Below are 23363 nucleotides of genomic sequence, written 5' to 3' on the forward strand. Positions count from 1 at the left end.
TAGAGTGAGATACACATGACCGCAGCAGGCGAAATTAAAATCAAGATCGGCAACGAAAAGCTGGTGAAAGTGACCGAGAAGGCGAGTGCCAAGCTCACCTCGCTCCTCACGCGCCAGGGGCGTCCGCAGGGAGCGTTGCGCGTGGCCGTCATCGGCGGCGGTTGTTCCGGCCTGCAATACAAGATGGATCTCGTGGATGGCCCGGCCAATCGCGACATTATGGTGGAGAGCGCCGGAGTGAAAGTAGTCATCGATCCCAAGAGCGCTCTTTTCGTCAGCGGCTCGCTGCTGGATTTCAGTGACGATTTGCAGAAAGGCGGTTTCAAGGTGACGAACCCGAACGCCGTGGCGCACTGCTCCTGCGGCGAAAGTTTTTCCGCGTAAGAGTCTGAACGGGTGAAAAGATCGTTGCAGCCCGCGAATCAAGCGGATGACACGAATTGGGATTCATTTATTCGCGTCATTGGCGTGATTTGCGGGTATTTTTTTGTGGTCTCTAAGGTGTTCTCCTGAGGCAGTCGCGCACGGCGCTTGCTGACGGGAAGAGGATGCCTCGTCTTAAGAAGAAGAAACAACGCTCGCTTCCTGTCGCCGTGTCCCGCGGGGGCACAGACACGATGGAGTTGATTGCCGCGGATGATTGGAGGTCCTCGCAGACGCCGGAGTCGATCCTGCCCGTGCCGCCGGAGACGTTGAGCCACGAGGAGGTGACATTGCGCTTTGGCCGCATCGTTTTCGGCGACCCGGCGCGCGGCTTGGTCCCGTATTTCCATTATCGCATCCTCATCCCGGTGGGCATGGATGCCGGGCATATCAATTTCCGTATCGGCGATACCGCGCACGTGCGGAATTGCGTCGGCCACATTGGATTTGAGATCGCGGAATGGTTTCGCGGAAATCACTTCGCGTTGAAAGCGTGCCAGGCGCTGGCCCCGTTCGTTCGCTCGGTGTATAACGCCGTGATCATCACCTGCGATCCGGACAACTATGCGTCGCGACGCACGATCGAAGATCTCGGCGCGTTGTTCACGGATGAAATCGACGTGCCGCCGAACGATCCGCAGTATGCCAACGGCTCCCGCCGGAAGCGGCGGTACACGTGGATTCCGTAGAGAAGGCGGAAGGATGAAGGATGAAGTAAAGTGCGCTGCGCGGTTTTCCAGGAAGCAAAGAGCCTTCCTCTAAAAAGCCGCGTAGCGCACTTCTCTTCATCCTTCCGCCTTCATCCTTCATCCTTCTCTCCGTCCCCTCCGAACTCGACACCACCGCGGAAATTTCCGATGACGTTGCGCCGACTCCCCGGCACATGACCTCCCGTCTTTCCCTCCGCGACTTTTCCCTCGCTCTCGCCCTGCTGGCCATCTGCGCTTTCTTCGCGGTGCGCGTGCCTGGATGGAGCTTTCTCAGCGCGCGCAATCTGTCGCTGCTCATGATCGACTTTTCGATCACGGCCACCCTGGCCATTGGGATGTTGCTGGTCATCCTGCCCGGGCACATCGACCTCAGTGCGGGGAGTGGGCTCGGGCTCATCGGCGGCATCGCAGCGGTGCTCATCACCAATCAGCATTGGTCCGCACCGCTGGCCATGCTGATGGGATTGGGGGTCGCGCTGGTGCTGTGGTGGGCGATGGGCAATCTCATCGTCCGACAACGCATCCCGGCTTTCATCATCACCCTCGGTGGCCTGCTGGTGTTCAAAGGGCTGTTCTGGCTGGTCATTCACAACCACACCATCCCGATCGTCCCGGGCGGGCAGCAGAACCTCTACTCGCTGCTTACCACGTATTATCTCCCGCCGGCCGTGGGGTACGTGATCGCGGCTCTGGTGATCGCCGGACTCATCTTGGCCCGGCTGAAATCGCGCGCGGCGCGCAAGAGTTACGGCTTCGAGATCGACGATGGCGAGACGACCTTCCTCAAGCTCTTCCTCGCCGCGCAGGTCATCGTGCTCTTCGTGCTCGTCACCAATCAATTCCGCGGCGTACCGCTGCCAGCGCTGATCCTCGGCGCCGTGGCCCTGGCCGTGTGGGTGCTCACGCAACACACGCCGTGGGGTCGCTATCTTTACGCCATCGGCGGCAACGAAGAAGCCGCGATTATCTCCGGCATTCCCGTCGAGCGCGTCACCATCGGCGCCTTCACCCTCATGGGCGCAATCGTGGCCCTTACCGGCTACATGCAAACGGCCTACGGCGGCAGCTCGACGACCACGGTCGGCGACTTGATGGAACTCGATGCCGTCGCTGCGTGTGTGATCGGGGGCGTCAGCTTGAAAGGTGGCCGCGGCAGCGTTCTCGGCGTACTCTGCGGCGCGCTGATCATGGCCTGCCTGCTCAACGGCATGTCCTTACTCGCCGTCGAACCGGAAAAGAAATACATCGCCCGCGGCGCGGTGCTCATCCTCGCAGTGTGGATGGATGTCCGCCTCAGCCGTCGCGGGGTGTAAGCGCCCTCGGCGTCGGTTACCAGTGATCCGTCGGACGAATGGCGCGGGGGCTGCTAGTCTGCGTTGGGGATGGCTCCCCAATCCTTTTCGTCCGACCCGGCTACACCGCCGATGCCTCATGTGTGCGCCGAGTGCCATCAGGTTTTTCCAGAGCACATGATGAAGCACACCGGCACGAGCTGGCTTTGCCTGCCCTGCAACGCCGGGGCTGCGGAAGCGAAAGCCAGCGGACGCCCGGGCGGTAGCCGGGGTAGTGGGGTGAGCAGCATCAGTCTGGATCGCATTCCGCTATGGGGTTACGCGATCATCGGCCTGCTGCTCGGTCTCGCTTATGTCTACACCCCTGGAGGCTCGAAGAATGGGGGCGGTGGAATGCCTCAATTGTCCGCGGACGTTGCCGAAACTTGGAGCAAAGCCCCGGTGGCGCAATGGCCGCAATTCACTCTCGCCAATGAACTGGAACTGAAGGGCGTCCCGAAAGCATCGGACGGCTATGGCTTCCTTCTCCAGGCGGACAGTGGGCGGATTCTCGGAGTGACCTACGCGCGGATCGAGCCCGGCCTGACCAATGCGGATTTGAATCAGCGCTTTGTCTCGGGACGCATGGTGGCCACGGGGGCGCCCGATCATGCCCTTGCCTTCCGCGGTTTTTATGGACCACCGGCGGCGAAGAGCGACAGCAACATCTGGCTTTTGCGCCCCGCGGACGACAAAGCGCCCGTCCCCGTCACGCCGCTCAAGATTCGCCACATGGCCTCGCTCGGCGGCATGCGTTTGTTCATCATCGCGCGGGTCAGCGGGGATGCTTCTGGGAAAGAGAGTCGGATTCCGTGCAGCGCCCAGGAAATAGGCGGCATGGGAGAGTTGATGGGAATCACCTGCGATACTCCCACGGTCGCGCGCGGACTGCCCGGCGCACCCGTCGTGGACAAGAGCGGCCATCTGGCGGGGATCGTCACCGGAGTAGGCGACGACGAGATGACCGAAAACGGCGCAGTGACTTCGCTCAAGACCCTCGGCGCAGCCGGCCTGCAGCGGCTGATCAATTAGCGGGACGCCTTACAGCAGCGTTCCGTGCAGGATGACGCGGGCGACGTTGAAGTAAATCAACAAGCCGGTGACGTCGACGAGCGTCGCGACAAATGGCGCGCTGGAGACGGCGGGGTCGAGCCCGCAGCGGCGGAGGACAAACGGCAACATGGCTCCCGCCACCGACCCCCACATGACCACGCCAACGAGAGCGGCGCCGACTGTCGCCGCAATGTACCAATGGTACTGGCCGTAGTCGAAAATGTGCAGGAACTGCCACAGCGAAATACGGAAGAAACCGATGATGCCGAGAATCACCCCGAGGGAAAGCCCCGCGAAGATCTCCTTCTTCATGATGCGGAACCAATCCCGCAAACGCACCTCGCCCACGCCCATGGCGCGGATGATGAGGGTCGTCGCCTGGGAGCCGGAATTGCCGCCGCTCGACATGATGAGCGGCAGGAACATGGCCAACACGACCGCTTTTGAAATCTCATCGTTGTAGCTTTGCATCGCCGTCGCGGTGAGCATTTCGCTGAGGAAGAGAATGATCAGCCACGTGGCCCGCTTCTTCACCATCCGATGCATGGCGATGGTGGTGTAGGGCTCATCGAGGGCCTCCATACCGCCCATCTTCTGCATCTCTTCGGTGGTGACTTCTTCCTGGATGTCGAGGACGTCGTCAACGGTGACGATGCCGAGCAGTTTGTCCTCGGAATCGGTCACCGGCAGGATGGTGCGATCGTATTTTTTGAAAAGGTCGTAGGCGTTGCTTGCTTCGTCGGTCGCCTTGAGCGCGACAAACTGGTGATCGCGAAACTCGGAAACGCGGGTGGTCACGGGCCGGATGAGGAATTCGCGGATGCGCACGTCGTCGATCAGCCGCCCCCGCTCGTCCGTGACGTAGATCACATTCAGCGTCTCGGAATCGCGGCCAAATTCGCGAACGTGGTCGAGCACCTGGGCGATCGTCCAATCCTCGCGCACGGTCACGAACTCCGGGGTCATATGACGGCCCACGGTGCCGTCGGGATAGTTGAGCAGGGATTGCGCGACCGCTTTTTCCTCGGGAGACAGGAGCTGGAGCATCTGCGCCACCGCCGAACCGGGGAGCTCCTCGAGGAGCGCCGTGCGGTCATCGGCTGACATGTCGTTGAGGATGCGGGCCGCATCGCTATGCCCCATGGCCTTGAGGATCGTCTTTTGGGCCTCGGGCTGGAGGTATTCGAAAACGTCCGTGGATTTGACGTGGGGCAGCAGACGGAAAACGACGGCTTGTTCGTCTTCGGGGAGCTCGGTCAGGCATTCGGCGATGTCCGGCGGGGTCCATTCGGCAAACGCTTCCCGCAGCGCGGTAAAATTGCGCTCCTCGATGAGTTCTTTGATTTCGGGGCCGATCAGGTTGCCGAGCATAAGAGGGTGTTCAGGCAGGGAAACACCGGGAAACACCGTTTGCCAACCGCCGAGTGTGAAAATTTTGCGGCTGCCGCTTTTCAATCCGCGCCGACCCATTTAGCCTCCCCCATGTGAGCTACACGGTTTTCGCCCGCAAATATCGCCCCGCAGACGTTCGATGAGATCGTCGGCCCAGGCGCATATCGTGACGACGTTGAAGAACGCCATCGCGCAGAATCGCCTCGCGCAGGCCTATCTTTTCGTGGGCCCGCGCGGCACGGGCAAGACCAGCACCGCGCGCATTTTTGCCAAGGCGTTGAACTGCGTTCACGCCCCGACCACCAACCCCTGCGGCGTGTGTGACATGTGCAAGGAGATCGCCGCCGGAAATTCGCTGAACGTCCTCGAGTTCGACGCCGCGTCGAACACCCAGGTCGACAAGATCCGTGAGATCATCATCGACAACGTGAAATACGCGCCCACGCGCGGAAACTACAAGCTCTACATCGTGGACGAGGTCCACATGCTTTCGAATTCCTCGTTCAATGCGCTGCTCAAGACGCTCGAAGAGCCGCCGCCGCACGTGAAGTTCGTCTTCGCCACCACGGACGTGCAGAAGGTGCCGACGACGATCATTTCCCGCTGCCAGCGGTTCGACCTGCGCCGTATTCCGACGCCGGAAATTGCCCAGCACCTGCTCTTCATCGCGGGGAAGGAAGCCATCGAGCTCACCCCGACGGCGGCGGAGAGCATAGCCCGCGGCGCCGAGGGAGGCCTGCGCGACGCGGAGTCGATGCTCGATCAGCTCGTCGCTTTCTGCGGCGACAAGATCGACGAGCAGAACGTCCTGAACATTTTCGGTTTCACCGCGCGACAGACGGTGGCGGAACTCTGCGAGCACCTCATCAATGGCCACACCGGCGCCGCGCTCGGGGCGATCCAGAAACAGTCCGATGCGGGCAAGGATCTGAGCCGGCTCATGGCGGACCTCATTGAGCATTTGCGCAATCTACTCGTTGCCCAAAGCGCGCCGGAGACCTTGCACGAAGATCTCAGTGCCGAAGCCATCGCGGAACTCACCGCCCAGGCCGGCCGCATCGCCGCGGACAAGCTGTTGAATTTGATCGAGCAATTTGCAGATGCGGAGAGCCGGATGAAGTGGGCGGCGAACAAGAAGATGCATTTCGAAATCGCCGCCATCCGGGCCGTCCAGACGCTCGGCCAGGCGTCGCTGACGGAGGTGCTCGATACGCTCACTGCCATTCGTGGCGGCGGCGCGATGCCCGAGCGCCCGGTGAAGAAAGTCGAAGCGCCCAAAACCCCGGTGGCTGCGGTCGCGGAAAAAAAAACTGAACGGCCCAAGCCGGCACCGGTATCCTCGCCTGCGCCTGTCGCAGAGCCTGCGGCTCCCGTTTCCGTTCCTGCTCCCGCGGAGGCTCCGGCCAGTCGTCCTTCGCTCAGCGCTTTTGTTGCCGCTTCCATCGGCGGAAGTGAAAAGAAAACGCCTGCCGCAGCGCCGAAGCCGGATCCGAAAGTGAGCGCAGAGCCTGCACACAAAGTGGAAGCGAAACCGGCGGCCACCGTGGCTCCTTCCGCCAATGCGCAGGAACTCTGGCCGCAACTGGTGACGCGTGTTCGCAAGGACCGTCCGTTGATTTCCGACTGGGTCGAGTCAGGCCAGTTGACCGACGTCAGCAGTGGCGTGGCGCTCCTGTCCTTCCCGCCGTCGGCGGACCTGGCGCGCGATACTTGTGAGCGGCCGAATAACCGCGGCTTCCTGGAAAAATTGCTCACGGAATTGACGGGCGCTCCCGTCACACTGAAAACCGAAACGCGCGCGGGGCTCGTGGTAGAGAAGCTCGCCCGCGAAGAGGCCAAGCCGGAGCCCAAAGTCGACCCGATGGAAGCCTTCAAGAACGATCCTCTCATCCAGAAAGCGCTCGCGGAATTCAAAGCCGAAATTCTTCCCGCCTAAACCGAACACCATATTATGAACCTCAAGAAAATGATGCAGCAGGCCGCCAAGATGCAGGAGCAATTGGCACAGACCCAATCCGAACTCGCTGACAAGACTGTGACCGCCACCGCCGGCGGCGGCAAGGTGACCGTGACGGCCAACGGTGCGGGCGAAGTGCTTTCGATCAAGATCGACAAGACGGTGGTTGATCCCGAGGACGTGGAATCGCTCGAGGATCTGATCCTCAGTGGCGTGCAAAAGGCGATCGAAGAAGGCAAGGCGCTTCAGCAGTCCGAGATGAGCAAACTCACTGCCGGCATGGGATTGCCGCCGGGGATGGGTTTCTAAAAAGCCCGGATTCACTCCGATATTGATCCGCAAGCTGCTGGTTTTGAGCAGCTTGTGGATTTATTCCAGCTTTGAAAACGACCTGTTGGGAAAGCGGTTGACGCTGGCTTGCTATTGAGACTTAATCTCATCAATGCTCTGGCCCGACAACCTTTCGCCTTCGTCTGCGGATTCCACGCCAGTGGAACAGGCTGCGTGGAAAGGGGTGAATGGTGTTTGGCGGCCTCTGGACGGCAGCTTTTTCGACGGCGGCGTGAGCATCGAATGGCATGACTTCCGGGTGGATTCCGACATGGATTGGTCGCGCAGTTTTCATCCGGGTTGCCTGGAGATTTGCCTCAATTTTTCCGGCGCCGGCACTTTGCAGGACGGTCCCGTCGAACGGCAACTCGAGTCCAGCCAGGTGGCCATCTACACCACGCATTCCGGCCGCCCCAAGGCGAAACGTCCTGCCGGTTCGTGGCACCGTTTTCTTACCTTGGAAATGGGCCGCGAATTCCTGCGCACCCATTTCGAAGCCAGTCGCGACCGGTTGAAGGAGCCGGTTGTCCGCTTCATGGACAGCATCGGTGCGCCGCCTCCCTGGCTGGAGATCATCCCGTTGCCGCCTTCCTTGCTCGGCGCGCGGATGGAACTGCTCCAACCGCCCGTGCCTGAGGCCGCGCGCTCCATGTGGTATCGCGCCAAGGTTCTCGAAATCCTCGCCCAGACGCTCTTCGTGACCGACAGCGCAAACGAGCTCTTTTGCCATCGGCACCAGCGGCAAAATCGTGAGCGCGTCGACCGCGTGTGTTATCTCATCGAGCGCGATCTGGAGAATCCACCGTCGCTCGAAATGCTCGCCCAGGAAGTGGGGTGCAGCCCTTTTCATCTCAGCCGCGTCTTCGCCGAACAGGCCGGCGTGAGCATCCCGAAATACCTGCGCATGAAACGTATCGAGCGCGCGGCGGAGTTGCTCAAATCGGGCAAAGCCAATGTCACCGAGGCGGCGATGAGTGTCGGCTACAATAGCCTCAGCGCTTTCAACAAAGCCTTCGTCGAGCAGATGGGCTGCTGTCCCGGTTTGTATCCGGCAGTGCGGATTCCCGGCCGCCGGGCGAAGAGTTCGAAGGCGTAGGCAGGGATTCGAGAGGGCGCTTCTCAGCGGAGTCAGGGTGACACCGAGGAGAGAGCGCCAACCCGACTGTCGCCACAACTTTCCCCAACACAGAAAGTATTCCGCAGAACAACCTTTCCGGCCATACTCCCGGTGTCTGCGAAGCATTCGTGACCGCATTCCCGCGACCCCTTCCCATGAATCCGATCCCTCGTCTCCTCGTTGCGCTCTGCGCGCTTTTTTTCCTCACCCTTCCGGCCGCTGCGGAGAGTGGCGGACTGCCCCCGATGCCCGAGCCGGTCACGAGCTTCGGCGCAACGATCGATGGAGGCTGGCTGTATGTTTACGGCGGCAACACCGGCAAAGCCCACGAGTTCAACAAGGAATGCGTGAAAGGCGATTTCTTCCGCCTGCAAATGCCCTCGGGCAAAACGTGGGAATCGCTTCCGGGAGGCTTGTCGTTGCTGAGTTGCTCGCTGGTGACCTACGAAGGGAAAGTCATCCGCATCGGAGGGATGACGGCGCGCAACGAAAAAGGCGCGAAGGATGACCTGCTATCGACGGACGAGGTCATGCGTTTCGATCCCGCGACGGGCAAATGGGAACTCCTGACACCACTCCCGCAACCGCGCTCCAGCGGCGACGCAGCCATCCTCGATCACACCATTTACGTTGGCGGCGGTTGGAATCTTTCCGGCAAGGGTGGGGGCGGTGCGAACACCCATTGGTATGACACGCTGCTGACCTTCGACTTGAAGGCTCCGGAGAAAGGCTGGCAATCCCAGTCGCAACCGTTTCAGCGTCGCGCTCTCGCCGCGGTGGCTCACGCGGGCCGCATTTGGTTCATCGGAGGCATCGACAATCACGATGAACTGGCGCGCAACGTCGACTGGTTCGACCCCGCGACCGGCGAGTGGGGAAAAGGCCCCGATCTGCCGGATGACACCATGGCGGGCTTCGGCGTGGCCGCGTGCGAGCAAGGCGGCAAGTTGTACGCGACTCCCTTCTCCGGCAAGGTCCTGGCCTTGAGTGCCGATGGCCAGCAGTGGCAGGAAGTCACCAAGCTGAATCCGCCCCGCTTTTTCCATCGCTTGTTGCCGTTGCCCGATGGACGCCTCGCGGCGGTGGGCGGATCGAATCACCAAGGACATGTAGGCGAGCTCGAACTCATCTCGCTCGAGGCCAAGACTTCGGCCGCCGCGCCAGCTGCATCGTCTGCGCCCGCCGACCCGCCGGTGGCGAAAGGCGCGAGCACTGGCGCCAGCGTCCAGCAACCCAGCGAGCCCGGCGGCGCAGCGTGGCCGCAATGGCGCGGACCGAACCGCGACGGCATCGCTCCGGAAACCGGCTGGCGCAAGGACTGGCCGGCGGACGGTCCGCCAAAATTGTGGAGCGTGCAGGTTGGCATGGGGCTCAGCGCGCCGGTGGTGGCCGATGGCCGGTTGATCGCCCAAGGCAATGATGGGAATGGGACGGACACGATTTTCGCCTTCGATGCGGCGACCGGAAACGAGCTCTGGCACTTCTCTCTCCCGTGCAAATCCAACGCCTACGGAATGGAAATCGTTCCGAATGGCCCCGCGGCCACGCCCACGATTTCCGGTGGGCGTGTCTTTGCGCTCACGCGGGAGGGCGACTTCGTCTGCCTCGATGTTTCGAATGGCAAACTCGCCTGGCAAAAGCACCTGAAGGATATCGGCGGAAGACGGCCCGTCTACGGCTATGCGCAATCTCCACTCGTCGCCGATGGCCGGGTCTTTCTCGATATCGGAGCCAAGCCGGGCAGGGTCGGTTCCACGGCGGCCCTCGATGCCACGACCGGGGAGCTGAAGTGGAAGGCCGGCAGCGGTGAGGCCGGCTACAGTTCGGCGCGCATGTTCGAGCGCGACGGCCACCAGTTCGTCGTCATGCTCAAGGGGGAAGCGCTCGATGTCTTCGACCCCGCGGATGGCCATGTCCTCTGGTCCTATCACATCACGGGCCGCGACTATACGAACTCGCTCACGCCCGTGTTTGTGGGGCATCGCATTCTCGTCAGCAACAGCAGCGAACCCTTCGCCCGATTGCTGGACTGGGATCTTGCCGCCGAACCCAACGTTCGGGTGGCCTGGAAAAACCAGCAATTCGCCCTGCTGTTCAACAACCCGATCCTCTATCGCGATTGTCTTTTCGCGTTTAATGAAAAGCGCCGCTCCGTCACCGAGTTCACCTGTCTCAATGCCGAAACCGGCGAAGCGCACTGGGTTACCGACACCGTGCCGATCGGCACATTCATTCTCTCGGATGACCACTGGATCTTTCTCACGCGGGAGGGCGAAGTCGTCCTCGCGCCGGCCTCGGTCACCGAGCTCAAGCCGGCCGCGCGTTTCAAAGCCCTCGATGGCAAATGCTACGCCACGCCCACGCTGGCCAACGGCCGGCTCTTCGTGCGCGACAACGCCGGCACGCTGAACGCCTACGACCTCCGCGTGCCCGGGCGGTAAGCGTGATAGAGAAAACGCAAACGTGCCACCTCTCTCGCGTAATTCGAATCCCTCAATCCTGCTGCGTCACCCCCGTTTCCGTCGCGGCGTAGCGCCGGTGGCTCCGTCGCTGGATTTCTTCGGCGCCGGCTTGGAGCTGATCTCTTTTGCGGCGATGGCCGGCGGACGATGGGTCATAAGACGACTCGCGAAATTGTGATAGTTCATGCGCCCATTTATCGCGCCTTTGACGGAAGGCGGCTTTCCCGGCGTTGCGATAATGTAGCTCGGCGTTGCTGAGAAGAGGGTGGTAGGGGAAAACCCCCGCGGAATTTTTCGAAAGACAAGACACACTCTCGACCACGGCTGGCGGGCCTGTTTAAATTTCCCCCCTTTTCCACCCCACCATCACATTCCCCATCTATGGCCGAGGCACCTACCATCATCTACACGAAGACCGACGAAGCACCTGCGCTCGCCACCTACTCGTTCCTGCCCATCGTGCAGGCTTTCACCAAGCACTCGGGCATCGCGGTGGAAACCCGCGATATCTCGCTCGCCGGCCGCATCATCGCCCACTTTCCCGAAGTCCTCACGCCGGAGCAGCGCATCGGTGACGCCCTGGCCGAGCTCGGCGCGCTGACGCTCGAGCCCGAAGCGAATATCATCAAGCTCCCGAACATCAGCGCCTCGGTGCCACAGCTGAAGGCCGCGATCGCTGAGCTGCAAAAGAAGGGCTACACGCTGCCCGATTATCCGGATGCGCCCTCGACCGACGCCGAGAAAAAAGCCCGTGCCGCCTATGACAAAGTGAAGGGCAGCGCGGTGAATCCGGTGCTGCGCGAAGGCAATTCGGATCGCCGCGCGCCGAAGGCGGTGAAGGATTACGCGCGCAAGCATCCGCATTCGATGGGCGCCTGGTCGGCCGATTCGCAGACCCGCGTCGGCACCATGGGCCGCGACGATTTCTTCTCCAACGAAAAATCCCTCACTGTCAGCGCGGCGACGGAGGTGAAGATCGAGTTCGTCGGCGCCGATGGCCAGGCCACCGTGCTCAAGGAAAAGACGCCGCTCAAAGCCGGCGAAATCCTCGACGCCACGGTCCTGCGCAAGAAAGCGCTCGTTGCGTTCCTCGAAACGCAAATCGCCGAAGCCAAAAAAACCGGCGTGCTCTTCTCCGTGCACCTCAAGGCCACGATGATGAAGGTTTCTGACCCGATCATCTTCGGCCACGTGGTGAAGACCTTCTTCAAGGACCTCATCACCAAACACAGTGCCGTGCTCAAGGAACTCGGCGTCGATTTCAACAACGGCTTCGGCGATCTCGTGGCCAAGATCCAGAATCTCCCTGCGGACAAAAAAGCCGCTATCGAGGCAGACATCCAGGCCGTCTACGCGAACGGCCCGGCCATCGCCATGGTCAACTCCGACAAAGGCATCACCAACCTGCACGTCCCGAGCGATGTGATCGTCGACGCGTCGATGCCGGCGATGATCCGCGATTCCGGCAAGATGTGGAATGCGAAGGGTGAGCGGCAGGACGCGCTCGCCGTCATTCCCGACAGCTCGTATGCGGGCGTCTACGAGGCGGTGATCGAGTTTTGCAAAAAGCACGGCGCCTTCGATCCGCGCACCATGGGTACCGTGCCGAACGTCGGCCTCATGGCCCAGGCTGCGGAAGAGTACGGCTCGCACAACAAGACCTTCGAAATCCCCGCGGCCGGCACGGTGCGGGTGACTGACGCCAGCGGTGCTGTGCTCCTCGAGCACGCCGTCGAGCCGGGCGACATCTGGCGCGCCTGCCAGACCAAGGACGCACCCGTCCGCGACTGGGTGAAGCTCGCCGTGCATCGCGCCCGCGCCGCGCACACGCCCGCCGTCTTCTGGCTCGATGAGAAGCGCGCGCACGATGCGCAGATCATCGCCAAGGTGAATACCTATCTCAAACATCATGACACCGGCGGCCTCGACATCCGCATTCTCGCGCCCGCCGCGGCCTGCGAGTTCACTCTCGAGCGCCTCAAGGACGGCCAGGACACCATCTCCGTCACCGGCAACGTGCTCCGCGATTATCTCACCGATCTCTTCCCGATCCTCGAAGTCGGGACCAGCGCGAAGATGCTCTCCATCGTTCCGCTCATGAATGGCGGCGGCCTTTTCGAAACCGGCGCCGGCGGTTCCGCGCCGAAGCACGTGCAACAATTCACCGAGGAAAATTTCCTGCGCTGGGATTCGCTCGGCGAATTCTTTGCCCTGGCCGCGTCCTTCGAACACCTGAGCGAGACCTTCCAAATCGCGAAAGCGAAAGTCCTGGCCGACACCCTCGACGAGGCCAACGGCAAGTTCCTCGAGAACGACAAGTCGCCCGCGCGCAAAGTCGGCGCCGGCATCGACAACCGCGGTAGCCATTTCTATCTCGCACTCTACTGGGCGCAGGCCCTCGCCGCGCAGACCAAGGATGCCGACCTGCAGCGCCTCTTCGCGCCGGTCGCGGAAAAGCTCGCTGCCAACGAATCGAAAATCGTCAGCGAATTGATCGCCGTCCAAGGCAAGCCGGCGGACATCGGCGGCTATTACAAGCCCGACGAGGCCAAGACCTCCGCCGCGATGCGCCCCAGCGCCACGCTGAACGCGATCCTCGCGGGGATTTAGCGCGCCCTATTACTCCTATTCTTCCTATGCCTCCTATCTGCCAAACCGCGGATCGGAGGAATGGGAGGGATAGGAGGTATAGGAATCATAGGAAAACCGATGACCAGCCCCGATATCGCGCCCACCGAGAAACCGCCGGAGCCCTCGCGTGTCATGGCCAGCGTGCTGATGGCGATCGAATTGCTGGTGTTGTGTGTGGTCCTCGCGCTTGCCTGGAAAGCCTGGCGGGTATGGCCGCGAGTGCCGCTGGCCGACCCCGATACCTGGGGCTACCTGAACCCGGCCCTGACCTGGCTCAGCGGCCAGGGCTTCCAGCAGACCGACGGCCGCGACTGGCTTTACCCGACGATGCTGGCGATGTTTTTAAAGACGACCGGCACCTTCACCGGGATCGCCGCCTGGCAAAAATTCCTGGGTCTCTGCTCGGGCATCTTCATGGCCATCACCTGGCGCTGCTGGGTTTCGCTGCTGCCGTTCAATCGCTGGGTCCGCTTCGTTCTGTTGCTTCTCGGTGTGTGGCCGATCTATGTGGCGTTGGTCAATCAGCAGACCATCTTCTTTGCGATGTCGTTGCGGCCAGAGTCGGTGCTGCCGCTGTTTGTTTATGCGCAGCTGGCCTGTGTCATGGGCTATTGCAAATACCGCTGGCAGACACCGCGCAGTAATCCGGCGATGCTGCTCGGCATCGCGGCAATCGCGCTGGCCTATGGCTGCCTCGTGCTGAAGCCGAGTTGGTATTTCGCCACGATCACGACCTCGCTGCCGGTGGCGATTGGCTTCTTCGGTCGCGCACTTCCCCTGCGGGTGCGGCTGTGGACGCCCATTCTCGGAGTCGTTGCGGCATTGGCGATTTTCTCGCTGCCCGCGCGTTTCTTTGTCATTCGCGATGGGGCATCGGTCACGCTCCTGCCCGACGCGTTGCTTTGTGTCCATGCGGAATTCGTCGAGCACGATCTGAATGCCAAACTGGCGGCGATGCCGGATTCCGACCCCGGGAAAACGCGGCTGCGCGATTTCGTCGGCGTGCTGGATAGCGAAATCCATAACGCGAAGAATCAGCACAAGGTTTACGAGAAACTCGGCTTCAATGCGGATTACCTCATGCACAGCGACACGCTGTCGAAAGCGATCACCGTTTATGCCGGCGATGCGCGGGGAAAATTTCGGAAGTTTTGTTTGAACGAGTATTTCAGCGCGGTCCTCCACGCTCCACTGGCTTACACGCAGAAGATCCTACGCCAGTTCATGCACTTCGTGCAGCCGGAGTCGAAGACCTTTTTCGATGACCAGGTGAATCTGTCGAAGGCCTATCACGACACCGCCACGGTCTGGAATGGGAAAGGTCTGGCGCGGCTGACGAGCGATGTGGAAGAGATGTACGTCGAGTACGGCCGGCAGATCGATTTGCAGGCCGCGCAGACCGGATTGATGGCGAAATATCCGCTCATGCGGAAGTTCCGCGATAAGGTGGCGGCGGTGGCGTTGCCGCTGGAATTGCTCTTCCTCGGCAGCCTGATTTTGACGGTGCTGTGGTCGCGGCTGCACAAGTTGCGCATCGCCGGTTGGGCGGTGCTGTTTCTCTTCCTCGCGCCGGCCGGAAATGCCTTCGGCGTGTGCATCGTCCACACGCTGGATATCTATCGCTACCGCGCGACCTATGGCGGCTACCTGCTCTTCTCGCTGGCCGCCATGGCCGTATTCATTGGGATCGTCGTCGTGCAGGCCATCGCCAGCCAGCGAGTCAGCACTGCGAAATAGAGACCGCACATGCATTGCGTGTTGCGAGGTGCAGCGCTTGCGTTTTGGAGTGCGGCGCTGCTGCGCCGCTTTGGAATATCGCGGAGCGATGCGGCTCCTTCGCGATGTTATCCTGAGAGGTGCGCTCGTTGGCCAGCGAAGAGCGCGATTATTTAAAAGCTACGCAGCAGCGCCGCACTCCAAAACGCAAGCGTTTCAGGCACGCTCTTTCAGATTCGCCTGCACCTCTATCTCCTCCTCGATACTCGCACGCGATTCGACTCGCTATCCTCGATATACACCGTCCCATCCGCATCCACGAAAATCTAGCCCCGACGCTCCGGCCCCTCGCTGGTGACCCGATAGTCGAAAACCGACTATCAACTATCAACTCTCAACCATTAACTATTTCCTTCGCAGCACCCGCACCCGATTCGATTCGCTGTCGCCGATGTAAACCGAACCATCCGCGTCGATGAAAATGCCGTGCGGGCGGTCCATCTCACAATGCAGCGGCTTGCCATCCGGGCCGTCGCCTCGCTGGCCATCGCCGGCGACCAGTTCGATCGCGCCGGTCTTGGCGTTGATCTCGCGAATGCTGTGGCTCTCGGTATCGGCCAGCCACACATTCCCTTGGGCATCGACGGCGATGCCCTTTGGTCCGGAAAGAGTCGCCTCGAGCGCTGGACCGCCATTGCCGGTGAAGCCCTTTTTGCCCGTGCCGGCGGCGATCGAAATGATGCCGGTCTTCGCGTCGAACTTCAGCACCTGGTTGCCCTCCCGCGTGACGAGCCACAGGTTGCCCTCCTTGTCGAAATCCATCGAGCGCGGGCCTTTGAGCGGCGTGCCTTCGATGGGCGAGCCATCCGGCGTATCTCCCGCTTTGCCGGTGCCGGCAAAGGTCGAGATGGTGCCGGTGGTCATGTCCACCTTGCGGATGCAGTTGTTGCCGACGTCGCAGATATAGAGCGAGCCATCCGGGCCGAATTGAATGCTGTGCGGTTGCTTGAGTTGCGCTTGCGCGGCTGGACCGCCGTCGCCGCTGTAGCCGGGCTTTCCAGTACCGGCGAAGGTAGTGATGATCTTCGTCTTCGCGTCGACGCGACGGATGGCGTGATTCGCCATGTCGGCGATGTAGTAGTTGCCCGCTCTGTCGAAGCGAATCTCGTGCGGCAGATTGAAGGTCGCCTCCAAGGCGGGACCGCCATCGCCGCTGTAACCCTTTTGCCCGATGCCCGCGGCGGTGTGAATCTTCCCGTCCGGCGTGACCCGGCGGAGGCGCTGGCCGCCGTATTCGCAAAACCAAATCGCGCCATCCGGTCCGCGGACGAGGCCGAAAGGGTTGTTGAGCGTCGCTTGAGTTGCCAATCCGCCGTCACCGCTGAAGCCTTGAACGCCAGAGCCGGCAAAGGTCGAAATGGTCCAATCTGCGGCCGAAGCCGCGAGAGTCAACGCGAGTGCGAGAGGGAGGAGCAGGAGGGATTTCATGGGGGTGAAGTAGTGGGCAGAGGCAGCAATCAGTAATCAGTAATTAGTAATCAGTGATCAGTATCTGCGGCTGCTTACACTGATTACTGATTACTGATTACTACACAGCTCCCACCCTCAGCTCACGATCTTCTTATACGCGTGCCCCTCGTTCTGGTCGATGCGCTCGGGCCGGCCTTTGTGCGAGTAGATGAGCTTGGTGTGATCGATGCCGAGGAGATTGAGGATCGTGGCGTGGATGTCGTGGACGTGCAGGCGATCCTCCACGGCGTAGAGGCCGAGATCGTCGGTGGCGCCGAAGATCTGGCCACCTTTCACGCCGCCGCCGGCCATCCACATGGTGAAACCGGTGGGATTGTGATCGCGACCGTCGCCCTGCTCGCTCATCGGTGTGCGGCCAAATTCGCCGCCCCAAATGACCAGCGTCTCGTCGAGCAACCCGCGCATCTTGAGATCGGAAAGCAGGCCGGCGATCGGCTGATCGACCGAGCGGCAGAGTTTCGAATGCAGCGGCTCGATGTTTTTGTGGCTGTCCCATTTGCTGCCCGCGCCGCTGTAGAGTTGCACGAAGCGCACGCCGTTTTCCACCAGGCGGCGGGCGAGGAGACAGTTGCGACCGAAGACGGCGGTCTCCTCGTGATCCATGCCGTAAAGTTGTTTGGTGGCTTCGGTTTCCTTGCTGAGATCGACGACCGCGGGCGCTTCGGCCTGCATGCGATAGGCGAGTTCGTAGCCGCGGATGCGCGCCTCGAGCTCCGTGTTGTCCGTGCGGGTCGCGCCATATTCGCGGTTGAATTCCGCCAGCAGGTCGAGCTTCTCGCGCTGCCGCGCGTTGGTCACGCCCTTGGGATTTTCCAGGTGTTTGATCGGCGCGCCTTCGACGTTGAACTCCACGCCCTGATACACCGCCGGCATGAAGCCGCTGCCCCAGTTGCGCACGCCGTTGACCACCGTGCCTTCGCTATCCTTGATGACTACGAAGCCGGGCAGATTCTGGTTCTCCGAGCCGAGGCCGTAGGACACCCACGCGCCGAGCGAGGGGCGTCCGCCGAAGACCGAACCCGTGTTCATCGAACACACGCCACCAGCGTGGTTGATGCCATCCGAGGCGCACGAATGGACGATCGCGAGATCATCGGCGTGCTCGGCGACCCGGTTGAACCAATCGGAAATCCACAGCCCGCTCTGGCCGTGCTGCTTCCAGGTGCGCTTGCACGCCAGCAGGGGCGACTTGCTTTCGCCCATGGCGGTGATCGGCGCCTTGAAGCTCGCGGGCAATCCCTGGCCGGCGAGTTCGTTGAGCAGCGGTTTGCGATCAAAGGTATCGAGATGGCTCGGGCCACCTTCCATGAAAAGGAAGATGACGTTTTTGGCGCGCGCCACGTGGTCGGGAAATTTGGAGGGCGCTGTGGGCTTGGGCGCTCCTTCTTCCGTGGCGAGGACGTTGTCGCGCATGAGCGCGGCGAGGGCCACGGCGCCGAAGCCGCAACCGGCACGGCGCAGAAATTCGCGCCGGGAATGGGGGTGATCGTAGTGGTGGCAGGACATGGCGTTAGTGGAGGTAGAAAAATTCGTTGGTATTGAGCAGGACCTGGCAGAGATCATTCAGCGCCTGACGATAGGGATCGCTGGCTTCCGTCGCCTTGGCGTCGCTGCCGGACCAGGCGAACTGGGTGCTCGGTCCCAGCGCAGCAGTCCAATTCACGAGTGCGGATTTCCATTTCGACGGATCGGCGGAAGTCAGCTCCTGCTCGGGCAGTTTCCCCGTGGCGATGCGCACCGCTTCGATGCGGCCATCCCACTGGTGTTGCGGTGCGCGTTTGTTCAAGCCGCCGAAGACGAGCGACGAAGCGCCGCCGCTGAGCTTGGCGCGGACGGAGCAGGGGACAGTGACTGTCTGCGGCTGTGCATCCGGCTGGGTGAGATCCTGCACGCGGAAAATCACGTTGTGATCGATGCACGAAACCGTGGCCGAAGCATGGTACCGATGACCGAGTTCGATGCGGACATTCGAAGGAATGACCTCATACGCGATGTTCGTGTTGTCGTCCTCGCCGACAAGCTGGATAATGAGATTACGCGGCTTGAAGCGGGATTTCTCGCCGGTGACACCGAGGCTCCAGCCGAAGGATTCGAGGCTGTCCTTACCGCCCGTCCAACGCGAGGCGATGGTGCGTACGGCGGCCGCGGTATCGATGCTGTTGAGGGTGAAGATTGATTCGACGGTGAACTCGTCGCCTTCCTTCTCCGGCGTTTGCACGAGCAGACGCTCCTGCGGCGTGTTTTCCTTGAATTCACCGGCATTTTCCGCTGCGTCGGCGCCCGACGTCGAATGCGCGCTGGCGCCGCCGGTGCGTTGTTTGATGAACGCTTCGGCCTGCTCGCGCTCCTGCGCGGTGGGCAGCCGGCCCAGCGTGTAAGTCCAGGCGTCGTCGAGCTTCTCCACCCGGCCGGCCAGCTTGCGGGCGCGCTGGATGGGCCAGTCGCCGTTGATCAACAGCAGCGCCTGCGTGGGCGTGGTTGTGCTCTGCCGCTCCGCGGTGCTGGAGAAACCGGCGGGCGCGTCGAGGCTGCGCAACAACTCGTTCTGGTTGTTGCGCTTTTTCATCGTGTAGATCGAGCGGCGCATGGAGTTGCCGTCTTCCGCCGGGCCACCCGCCTTGAAGTCGAGCTCGCCACTCGCTTCGAGCATCGAGTCGCGCACTTCCTCGGCGTCGAGCCGCTGCGGATTGAAACGCCAGAGCAGATGATTCGTCGGGTCGAGCTTCGCCGCGACTTCCGTCGCCTGGCGTCGCGCCGTTTGCCGATACGTTGCCGAGAGCAGGATCTCGCGATGCAGTTTCTTCAGGCTCCAGCCTTCCGCGACGAAGCGCTCGGCCAGCCAGTCGAGCAACTCGGGGAATACCGGCTTCTCGCCCAGCTTCCCGAAATCGCTCGCCGTGGCCACGATCCCGCGGCCGAAGTGATATTGCCACACGCGATTCACGATCACCCGCGTGGAGAGCTGGTTGTCGGGACGCGTGATCCAATTCGCCAGCGCCGTGCGGCGGCCGGTGGAATTGCCGATCGGCTGGATGTCCGGATCGCCCGGCGCGAGCAGGGTGAGGAAGCCGGGCGCGACTTCCTGTTCGCCCTTGCGCGATTTCATGAACGTTGGCGGCGCCTTCGCGCTCGCATCCGTGGCGACAAAGGCATCCATCAACGGCGTGGGCTTGAGGGAATCGAACTTCTTTAGCTCCGTTTCGAGCTCCTTGTATTTGGCCTTCGACTCTTCGCTCTTGATGCTCTTCATCGGGTCGAAGGTCTTTTCCTCCTTCGTCATTTGCCGCTGGCAGAGGCCGGCGAGCTGCGTCTCCAGGGCGTCACGTTCACCGCTTGGTTTGCGGATGATCGTTTGCAGGTCGTCGGTGAATTTATCCACCGCGTGCTCCACTTTTTTGTCTACGAGCGGTTTGGTCAGCGCATCCATCTGCGCGCGGATCTCCGCCGTTGCCGCTTCCCACTTCGCCTCCTGCTCGTCGTACTTCGCCTTCTGTTCCGGCGTGGCCAGTTTCAGGTCATCGCGCCAATGCACCGGGGCGAAGAAGGCCTTCAGCCGATAGTAATCCTTCTGCAGAATGGGATCGAACTTGTGATTGTGGCAGCGCGCGCAGCCGAAGCTGAGGCCGAGGAAAAGCTCGCCGCTGGTGTCGGTGATGTCGTTGAGAATGATCTCCCACTGCCCACGCACGTCGCGCTGATTCCACTCGTAAATCGGGTTGCGCAAATACTCCGTGGCGATGAGGACGTTCGGATCGTTCGGCGCGATTTCGTCCCCGGCGATCTGGTCGCGGACGAACTCGTTGTACGGCATGTCGTTGTTCAGGCTCTTGATGACCCAGTCGCGATATGGCCACACCGCGGGACGATATTCATCCGCATTGTAACCATCGCTCTCCGCATAGCGCACAAGATCAAGCCAATGCTGCGCCCAGCGCTCGCCGTACTGCGGGCTGGCCAGCAATTCGTCGACCAGCTTTTCGTAAGCATCGGGCGACTTGTCGTTTACGAAGGCCTCGACTTGCGCAGGCGTGGGCGGCAGGCCGTGCAGGTCGAAATACACCCGGCGCACCAGCTCGCGACGGTCGGCTTCCGGCGCGGGATCGAGATGCATCTCCGCCTGCTTTTTGGCGACGAAACGGTCGATGTCATTGCGCACCCAGGCGCTCGCGATCTCCGGCGGTGAAACCTTGGCCAGTGGCCGGAAACTCCACCAATTCCGCTGCTCCTCGGTGAACCCGCCCTCGACGATCTTGCCCTTGTCCGCCTCGGTCTGCGGCCACGGCGCGCCCATCTTGATCCACTTCTCCAGGGTAGCGATTTCCGCATCCGGCAGCTTCTGCTTCGGCGGCATTTGGAAATCTTTGTCCGCATAACGGACGCCCTGGATCATCGGCGATTTTTCCGGATCGCCGGGCACGAGCGCGGGACCGTTGTCGCCCCCGGTTTTGAGCGCGCCGATGCTATCCGCGCGTAGCCCCCCCTTCTGCTTTTTCTCGCCGTGGCACTCGAAGCAACGCTTCACCAGCAACGGCCGCACTTCGGATTCGAAGAATTTGTTCGCTTCGCGTTGGGCGTCGTCGTCCGCAGCGAAGGCGGCGGTGGCGGAGAGAAGAAGAAAGGCAGAACATCCAACACCCAACATCCAACGCCCAACATTCAATGACGCAAGCGCACACGCGGTAGCGTCTCTTCCATTGGATGTTGGATGTTGGGTGTTGGATGTTGGGTATTTCATCCGGGACATTGGGTGTTCTGCCTTTTTCATTGCGGGGAAAGCTTGATACGCAGCGTTGGGGGCCGCGCGGTAGGGTGTTCCTTCGAGGCAAACCCATGCACCAGACCGCTCGGGTCGCTCTCGCCGGTTTCGCGGACGATGACGAAACTCACCAGCCCGTTGGTATCGTGACGGATGAAATCCGCGATGGCATCTCCGCGGATGGTGATGGCACCACCGGTGCCACCGCGGGGAATCCAGAATTCCGCGAGCCGCTGCGTCTGATTCGGATTCGGACCATCATCCGTGCAGCCCGGCATGGACGCCCAACGCATTTCCTTTTCGTTCCAGGCGTCGAGCGATTCGTCGGTGATACCGTAGATGGCGAACCGCGAATCCGGCACGAGCGCCGAGAAGCCGAAGCCACTTGGCACCGGATCGAGCACGAGCTGCGCTTCGCCGGCGCGGGCGGTTGGGATTTGCGAAACATCAAATGTCACCACGGCCCGGCGCTCGTTCCGGTGGCTGGCTTCGAGCTCCGTGTGCTTCACCATCAGCACAGGTTGCATGCCGAAAGGCCCGCCATTGTCGCCGCGGCGCGCAAAGCCATCGCGACCGTGTCCGAAGGAAGTCGGAATGCTCGTCCAGCCATCCGCCTCCTGCACCTGCTGGCCGCGCGCCGGCTCCTGCCCGACTGCGGTATTGCCGGCGACGCTCATGCCCTTGCCTTCCGTGAGGAGTTGCACCTTGCCGTCGTGCGCGTGGCCTACTTCCACTTCGCCCTGAAAAACACGCACTTGGGAATTGCCCATCGTCCCCGTGGTGAGGCCAAACCGTGTGCCGAGATCCTTCACCTTCAAATCCGCGGTATCGATGGTGAACCCATGCGCCGGCTTCGGCACTTCGGCCGTCACCGTGCCTTCGATCAATCGGCAATGCATCGCGTCGCGAATCTGCAGCTTGGTCGGCGCCTCGATCATCACCGTCGCGCCGCTGTTGAACTTCAGCGTGGCGATGCCCTCGAGCAGCGCGAGCGTGCCCGTGCCGAGCCTGGAATTCACCGCCGTGGGCAATTCCGAGCCGGCCCATTTGCAATTCTCCGCCTGGATCAGCGTGGCCACCGGGCGGTGATGAATCGTCCCTTTGCCAAACGTCCACACGCTCGCCGCCAGCGTCACGCATGCCGCCGCCGCTGCCGCCCACACCGCCACCGGCCAGCGTCGCACGATCTTCTCTTCCGCCGGCGCCTCCTGCAGCACTTCCATCAACGTCTCCCGCTCCGCTCGCAGCGACGAATGCAGCCACAAGCGATCGACATAAGCCGCGCGCAAGTCCGCGTCGCGGATCACGTCCGCCTTGAATTGGTCCAGCTCCTCGGGAGACAGCAGCCCCTCGATGGCCCGGTCGATGCGATCGTCTGGCGGTGGTGTCTTCATGTCGATGAGACCTGAGCGAGCTGGCGGCTCACGCAATCGTTGAGCACGCTGCGGATGCGGCTGAGCAGGCGGTAAACGGCTTCCACTGAGCGCGAACTCTTCGTCGCGATCTCCTCCACGCCGCAATCTTCGTAATAACGCCAGACCACGATCTTGCGGTGCGCCTCGGGCAGCTTGCGCAGGCAAATCCGCAGGGCGTCCGCCTTGCGGTCGAGCACATCGGCACGCCGGTCGATCTCCGCCGCCACGGCCTCGATGAATTGCTCCTCGAGCTCCGCCTTCGGATGACGCTGCGCTGCCCGCCGATAATTCAAAATCTGGTTCGTGGCGATCTTGCGCGCCCAGGCGCGGAAATTCGACCCCGCTTCAAAACTGGCGAAATGCTTCCACATCGTCACCTTCACCTCCTGCAGGATGTCCTGCGCATCGGTCGTGCTGGCCACCAGGCTATAGACATAGGTCGCCAGCCAGCGGTCATGCTGGGTCAACAACCGGAGGTAAGCCTCGGTGTCAGCGGTGGAGTCGGGGAGCTGGGCGTCCATTGTTTGGAGCCAGAAGGTT

General features: G+C 61.7%; 17 protein-coding genes. 10 read left to right on the top strand and 7 right to left on the bottom strand.

The genetic code is table 11. The features are described from left to right. Positions 1 to 15: 15 nt before the first annotated feature. From CFE428DRAFT_RS08365 to CFE428DRAFT_RS08380, 4 genes are all read left to right on the top strand, one after another. Positions 16 to 384 carry a HesB/IscA family protein gene (locus CFE428DRAFT_RS08365; protein ID WP_006979075.1) on the top strand — a complete coding sequence of 123 codons (369 nt, stop codon included), beginning with the start codon at positions 16 to 18 and terminating at the stop codon, positions 382 to 384. A 164-nt stretch (positions 385 to 548) separates the two neighbouring features. Continuing rightward, on the top strand, positions 549 to 1112 hold the full coding sequence (locus CFE428DRAFT_RS08370; RefSeq protein ID WP_006979076.1) for a GNAT family N-acetyltransferase: 564 nt from the start codon (positions 549 to 551) through the stop codon (positions 1110 to 1112). 194 nt (positions 1113 to 1306) lie between these two features. Further along, positions 1307 to 2446: a sugar ABC transporter permease gene (locus CFE428DRAFT_RS08375; protein ID WP_006979077.1), complete on the top strand. Its 1140-nt coding sequence runs from the start codon at positions 1307 to 1309 to the stop codon at positions 2444 to 2446. A gap of 156 nt (positions 2447 to 2602) precedes the next feature. After that, complete coding sequence (locus tag CFE428DRAFT_RS08380; RefSeq protein WP_006979078.1) at positions 2603 to 3496, top strand: hypothetical protein; 894 nt, start codon at positions 2603 to 2605, stop codon at positions 3494 to 3496. A gap of 9 nt (positions 3497 to 3505) precedes the next feature. Here CFE428DRAFT_RS08380 and mgtE read toward each other — a convergent pair whose 3' ends face one another. Continuing rightward, on the bottom strand, positions 3506 to 4888 hold the full coding sequence (gene mgtE / locus CFE428DRAFT_RS08385) for a magnesium transporter (RefSeq protein ID WP_042724657.1): 1383 nt from the start codon (positions 4886 to 4888) through the stop codon (positions 3506 to 3508). A gap of 160 nt (positions 4889 to 5048) precedes the next feature. On the opposite strand from mgtE, the gene dnaX reads away from it, so the two are divergent. The 6 genes from dnaX (at position 5049) to CFE428DRAFT_RS08415 (ending at position 15143) form a co-directional block, all read left to right on the top strand. Next, positions 5049 to 6845: a DNA polymerase III subunit gamma/tau gene (dnaX, locus tag CFE428DRAFT_RS08390; RefSeq protein ID WP_006979080.1), complete on the top strand. Its 1797-nt coding sequence runs from the start codon at positions 5049 to 5051 to the stop codon at positions 6843 to 6845. A 15-nt stretch (positions 6846 to 6860) separates the two neighbouring features. Beyond that, complete coding sequence (locus CFE428DRAFT_RS08395) at positions 6861 to 7175, top strand: YbaB/EbfC family nucleoid-associated protein (protein ID WP_006979081.1); 315 nt, start codon at positions 6861 to 6863, stop codon at positions 7173 to 7175. A 133-nt stretch (positions 7176 to 7308) separates the two neighbouring features. Then, complete coding sequence (locus tag CFE428DRAFT_RS08400; RefSeq protein ID WP_006979082.1) at positions 7309 to 8292, top strand: helix-turn-helix domain-containing protein; 984 nt, start codon at positions 7309 to 7311, stop codon at positions 8290 to 8292. A 176-nt stretch (positions 8293 to 8468) separates the two neighbouring features. Further along, positions 8469 to 10754 carry an outer membrane protein assembly factor BamB family protein gene (locus tag CFE428DRAFT_RS33280; RefSeq protein ID WP_006979083.1) on the top strand — a complete coding sequence of 762 codons (2286 nt, stop codon included), beginning with the start codon at positions 8469 to 8471 and terminating at the stop codon, positions 10752 to 10754. Positions 10755 to 11156: 402 nt separating this feature from the next. After that, complete coding sequence (locus CFE428DRAFT_RS08410; protein ID WP_006979084.1) at positions 11157 to 13385, top strand: NADP-dependent isocitrate dehydrogenase; 2229 nt, start codon at positions 11157 to 11159, stop codon at positions 13383 to 13385. Positions 13386 to 13484: 99 nt separating this feature from the next. Next, complete coding sequence (locus CFE428DRAFT_RS08415) at positions 13485 to 15143, top strand: hypothetical protein (protein ID WP_006979085.1); 1659 nt, start codon at positions 13485 to 13487, stop codon at positions 15141 to 15143. A 227-nt stretch (positions 15144 to 15370) separates the two neighbouring features. Here CFE428DRAFT_RS08415 and CFE428DRAFT_RS41000 read toward each other — a convergent pair whose 3' ends face one another. From CFE428DRAFT_RS41000 to CFE428DRAFT_RS08440, 6 genes are all read right to left on the bottom strand, one after another. Beyond that, the gene (locus CFE428DRAFT_RS41000; RefSeq protein WP_420196876.1) at positions 15371 to 15442 is read right to left on the bottom strand and encodes a hypothetical protein; all 72 of its coding nucleotides are present in this window, start codon (positions 15440 to 15442) and stop codon (positions 15371 to 15373) included. Positions 15443 to 15527: 85 nt separating this feature from the next. After that, entirely contained in the window at positions 15528 to 16610 is a 1083-nt protein-coding gene (locus tag CFE428DRAFT_RS08420) for an NHL domain-containing protein (RefSeq protein WP_006979086.1), read from the bottom strand. Between the two features lie 117 nt (positions 16611 to 16727). Beyond that, positions 16728 to 18158: a DUF1501 domain-containing protein gene (locus tag CFE428DRAFT_RS08425; RefSeq protein ID WP_006979087.1), complete on the bottom strand. Its 1431-nt coding sequence runs from the start codon at positions 18156 to 18158 to the stop codon at positions 16728 to 16730. A 4-nt stretch (positions 18159 to 18162) separates the two neighbouring features. Continuing rightward, positions 18163 to 21294 carry a PSD1 and planctomycete cytochrome C domain-containing protein gene (locus CFE428DRAFT_RS08430; RefSeq protein ID WP_006979088.1) on the bottom strand — a complete coding sequence of 1044 codons (3132 nt, stop codon included), beginning with the start codon at positions 21292 to 21294 and terminating at the stop codon, positions 18163 to 18165. Positions 21295 to 21413: 119 nt separating this feature from the next. After that, a complete protein-coding gene (locus CFE428DRAFT_RS08435; RefSeq protein WP_006979089.1) occupies positions 21414 to 22802 on the bottom strand; it encodes a FecR domain-containing protein in 1389 nt (462 codons plus the stop codon). Next, positions 22799 to 23344, bottom strand: a complete 546-nt coding sequence (locus tag CFE428DRAFT_RS08440) for a sigma-70 family RNA polymerase sigma factor (RefSeq protein WP_006979090.1) — start codon at positions 23342 to 23344, stop codon at positions 22799 to 22801. The genes CFE428DRAFT_RS08435 and CFE428DRAFT_RS08440 overlap by 4 nt, the downstream gene beginning before the upstream one ends. Between the last annotated feature and the right edge of the window lie 19 nt (positions 23345 to 23363).

Origin of the sequence: Chthoniobacter flavus Ellin428, from assembly GCF_000173075.1 — a bacterium.
Lineage (GTDB): Bacteria > Verrucomicrobiota > Verrucomicrobiia > Chthoniobacterales > Chthoniobacteraceae > Chthoniobacter > Chthoniobacter flavus.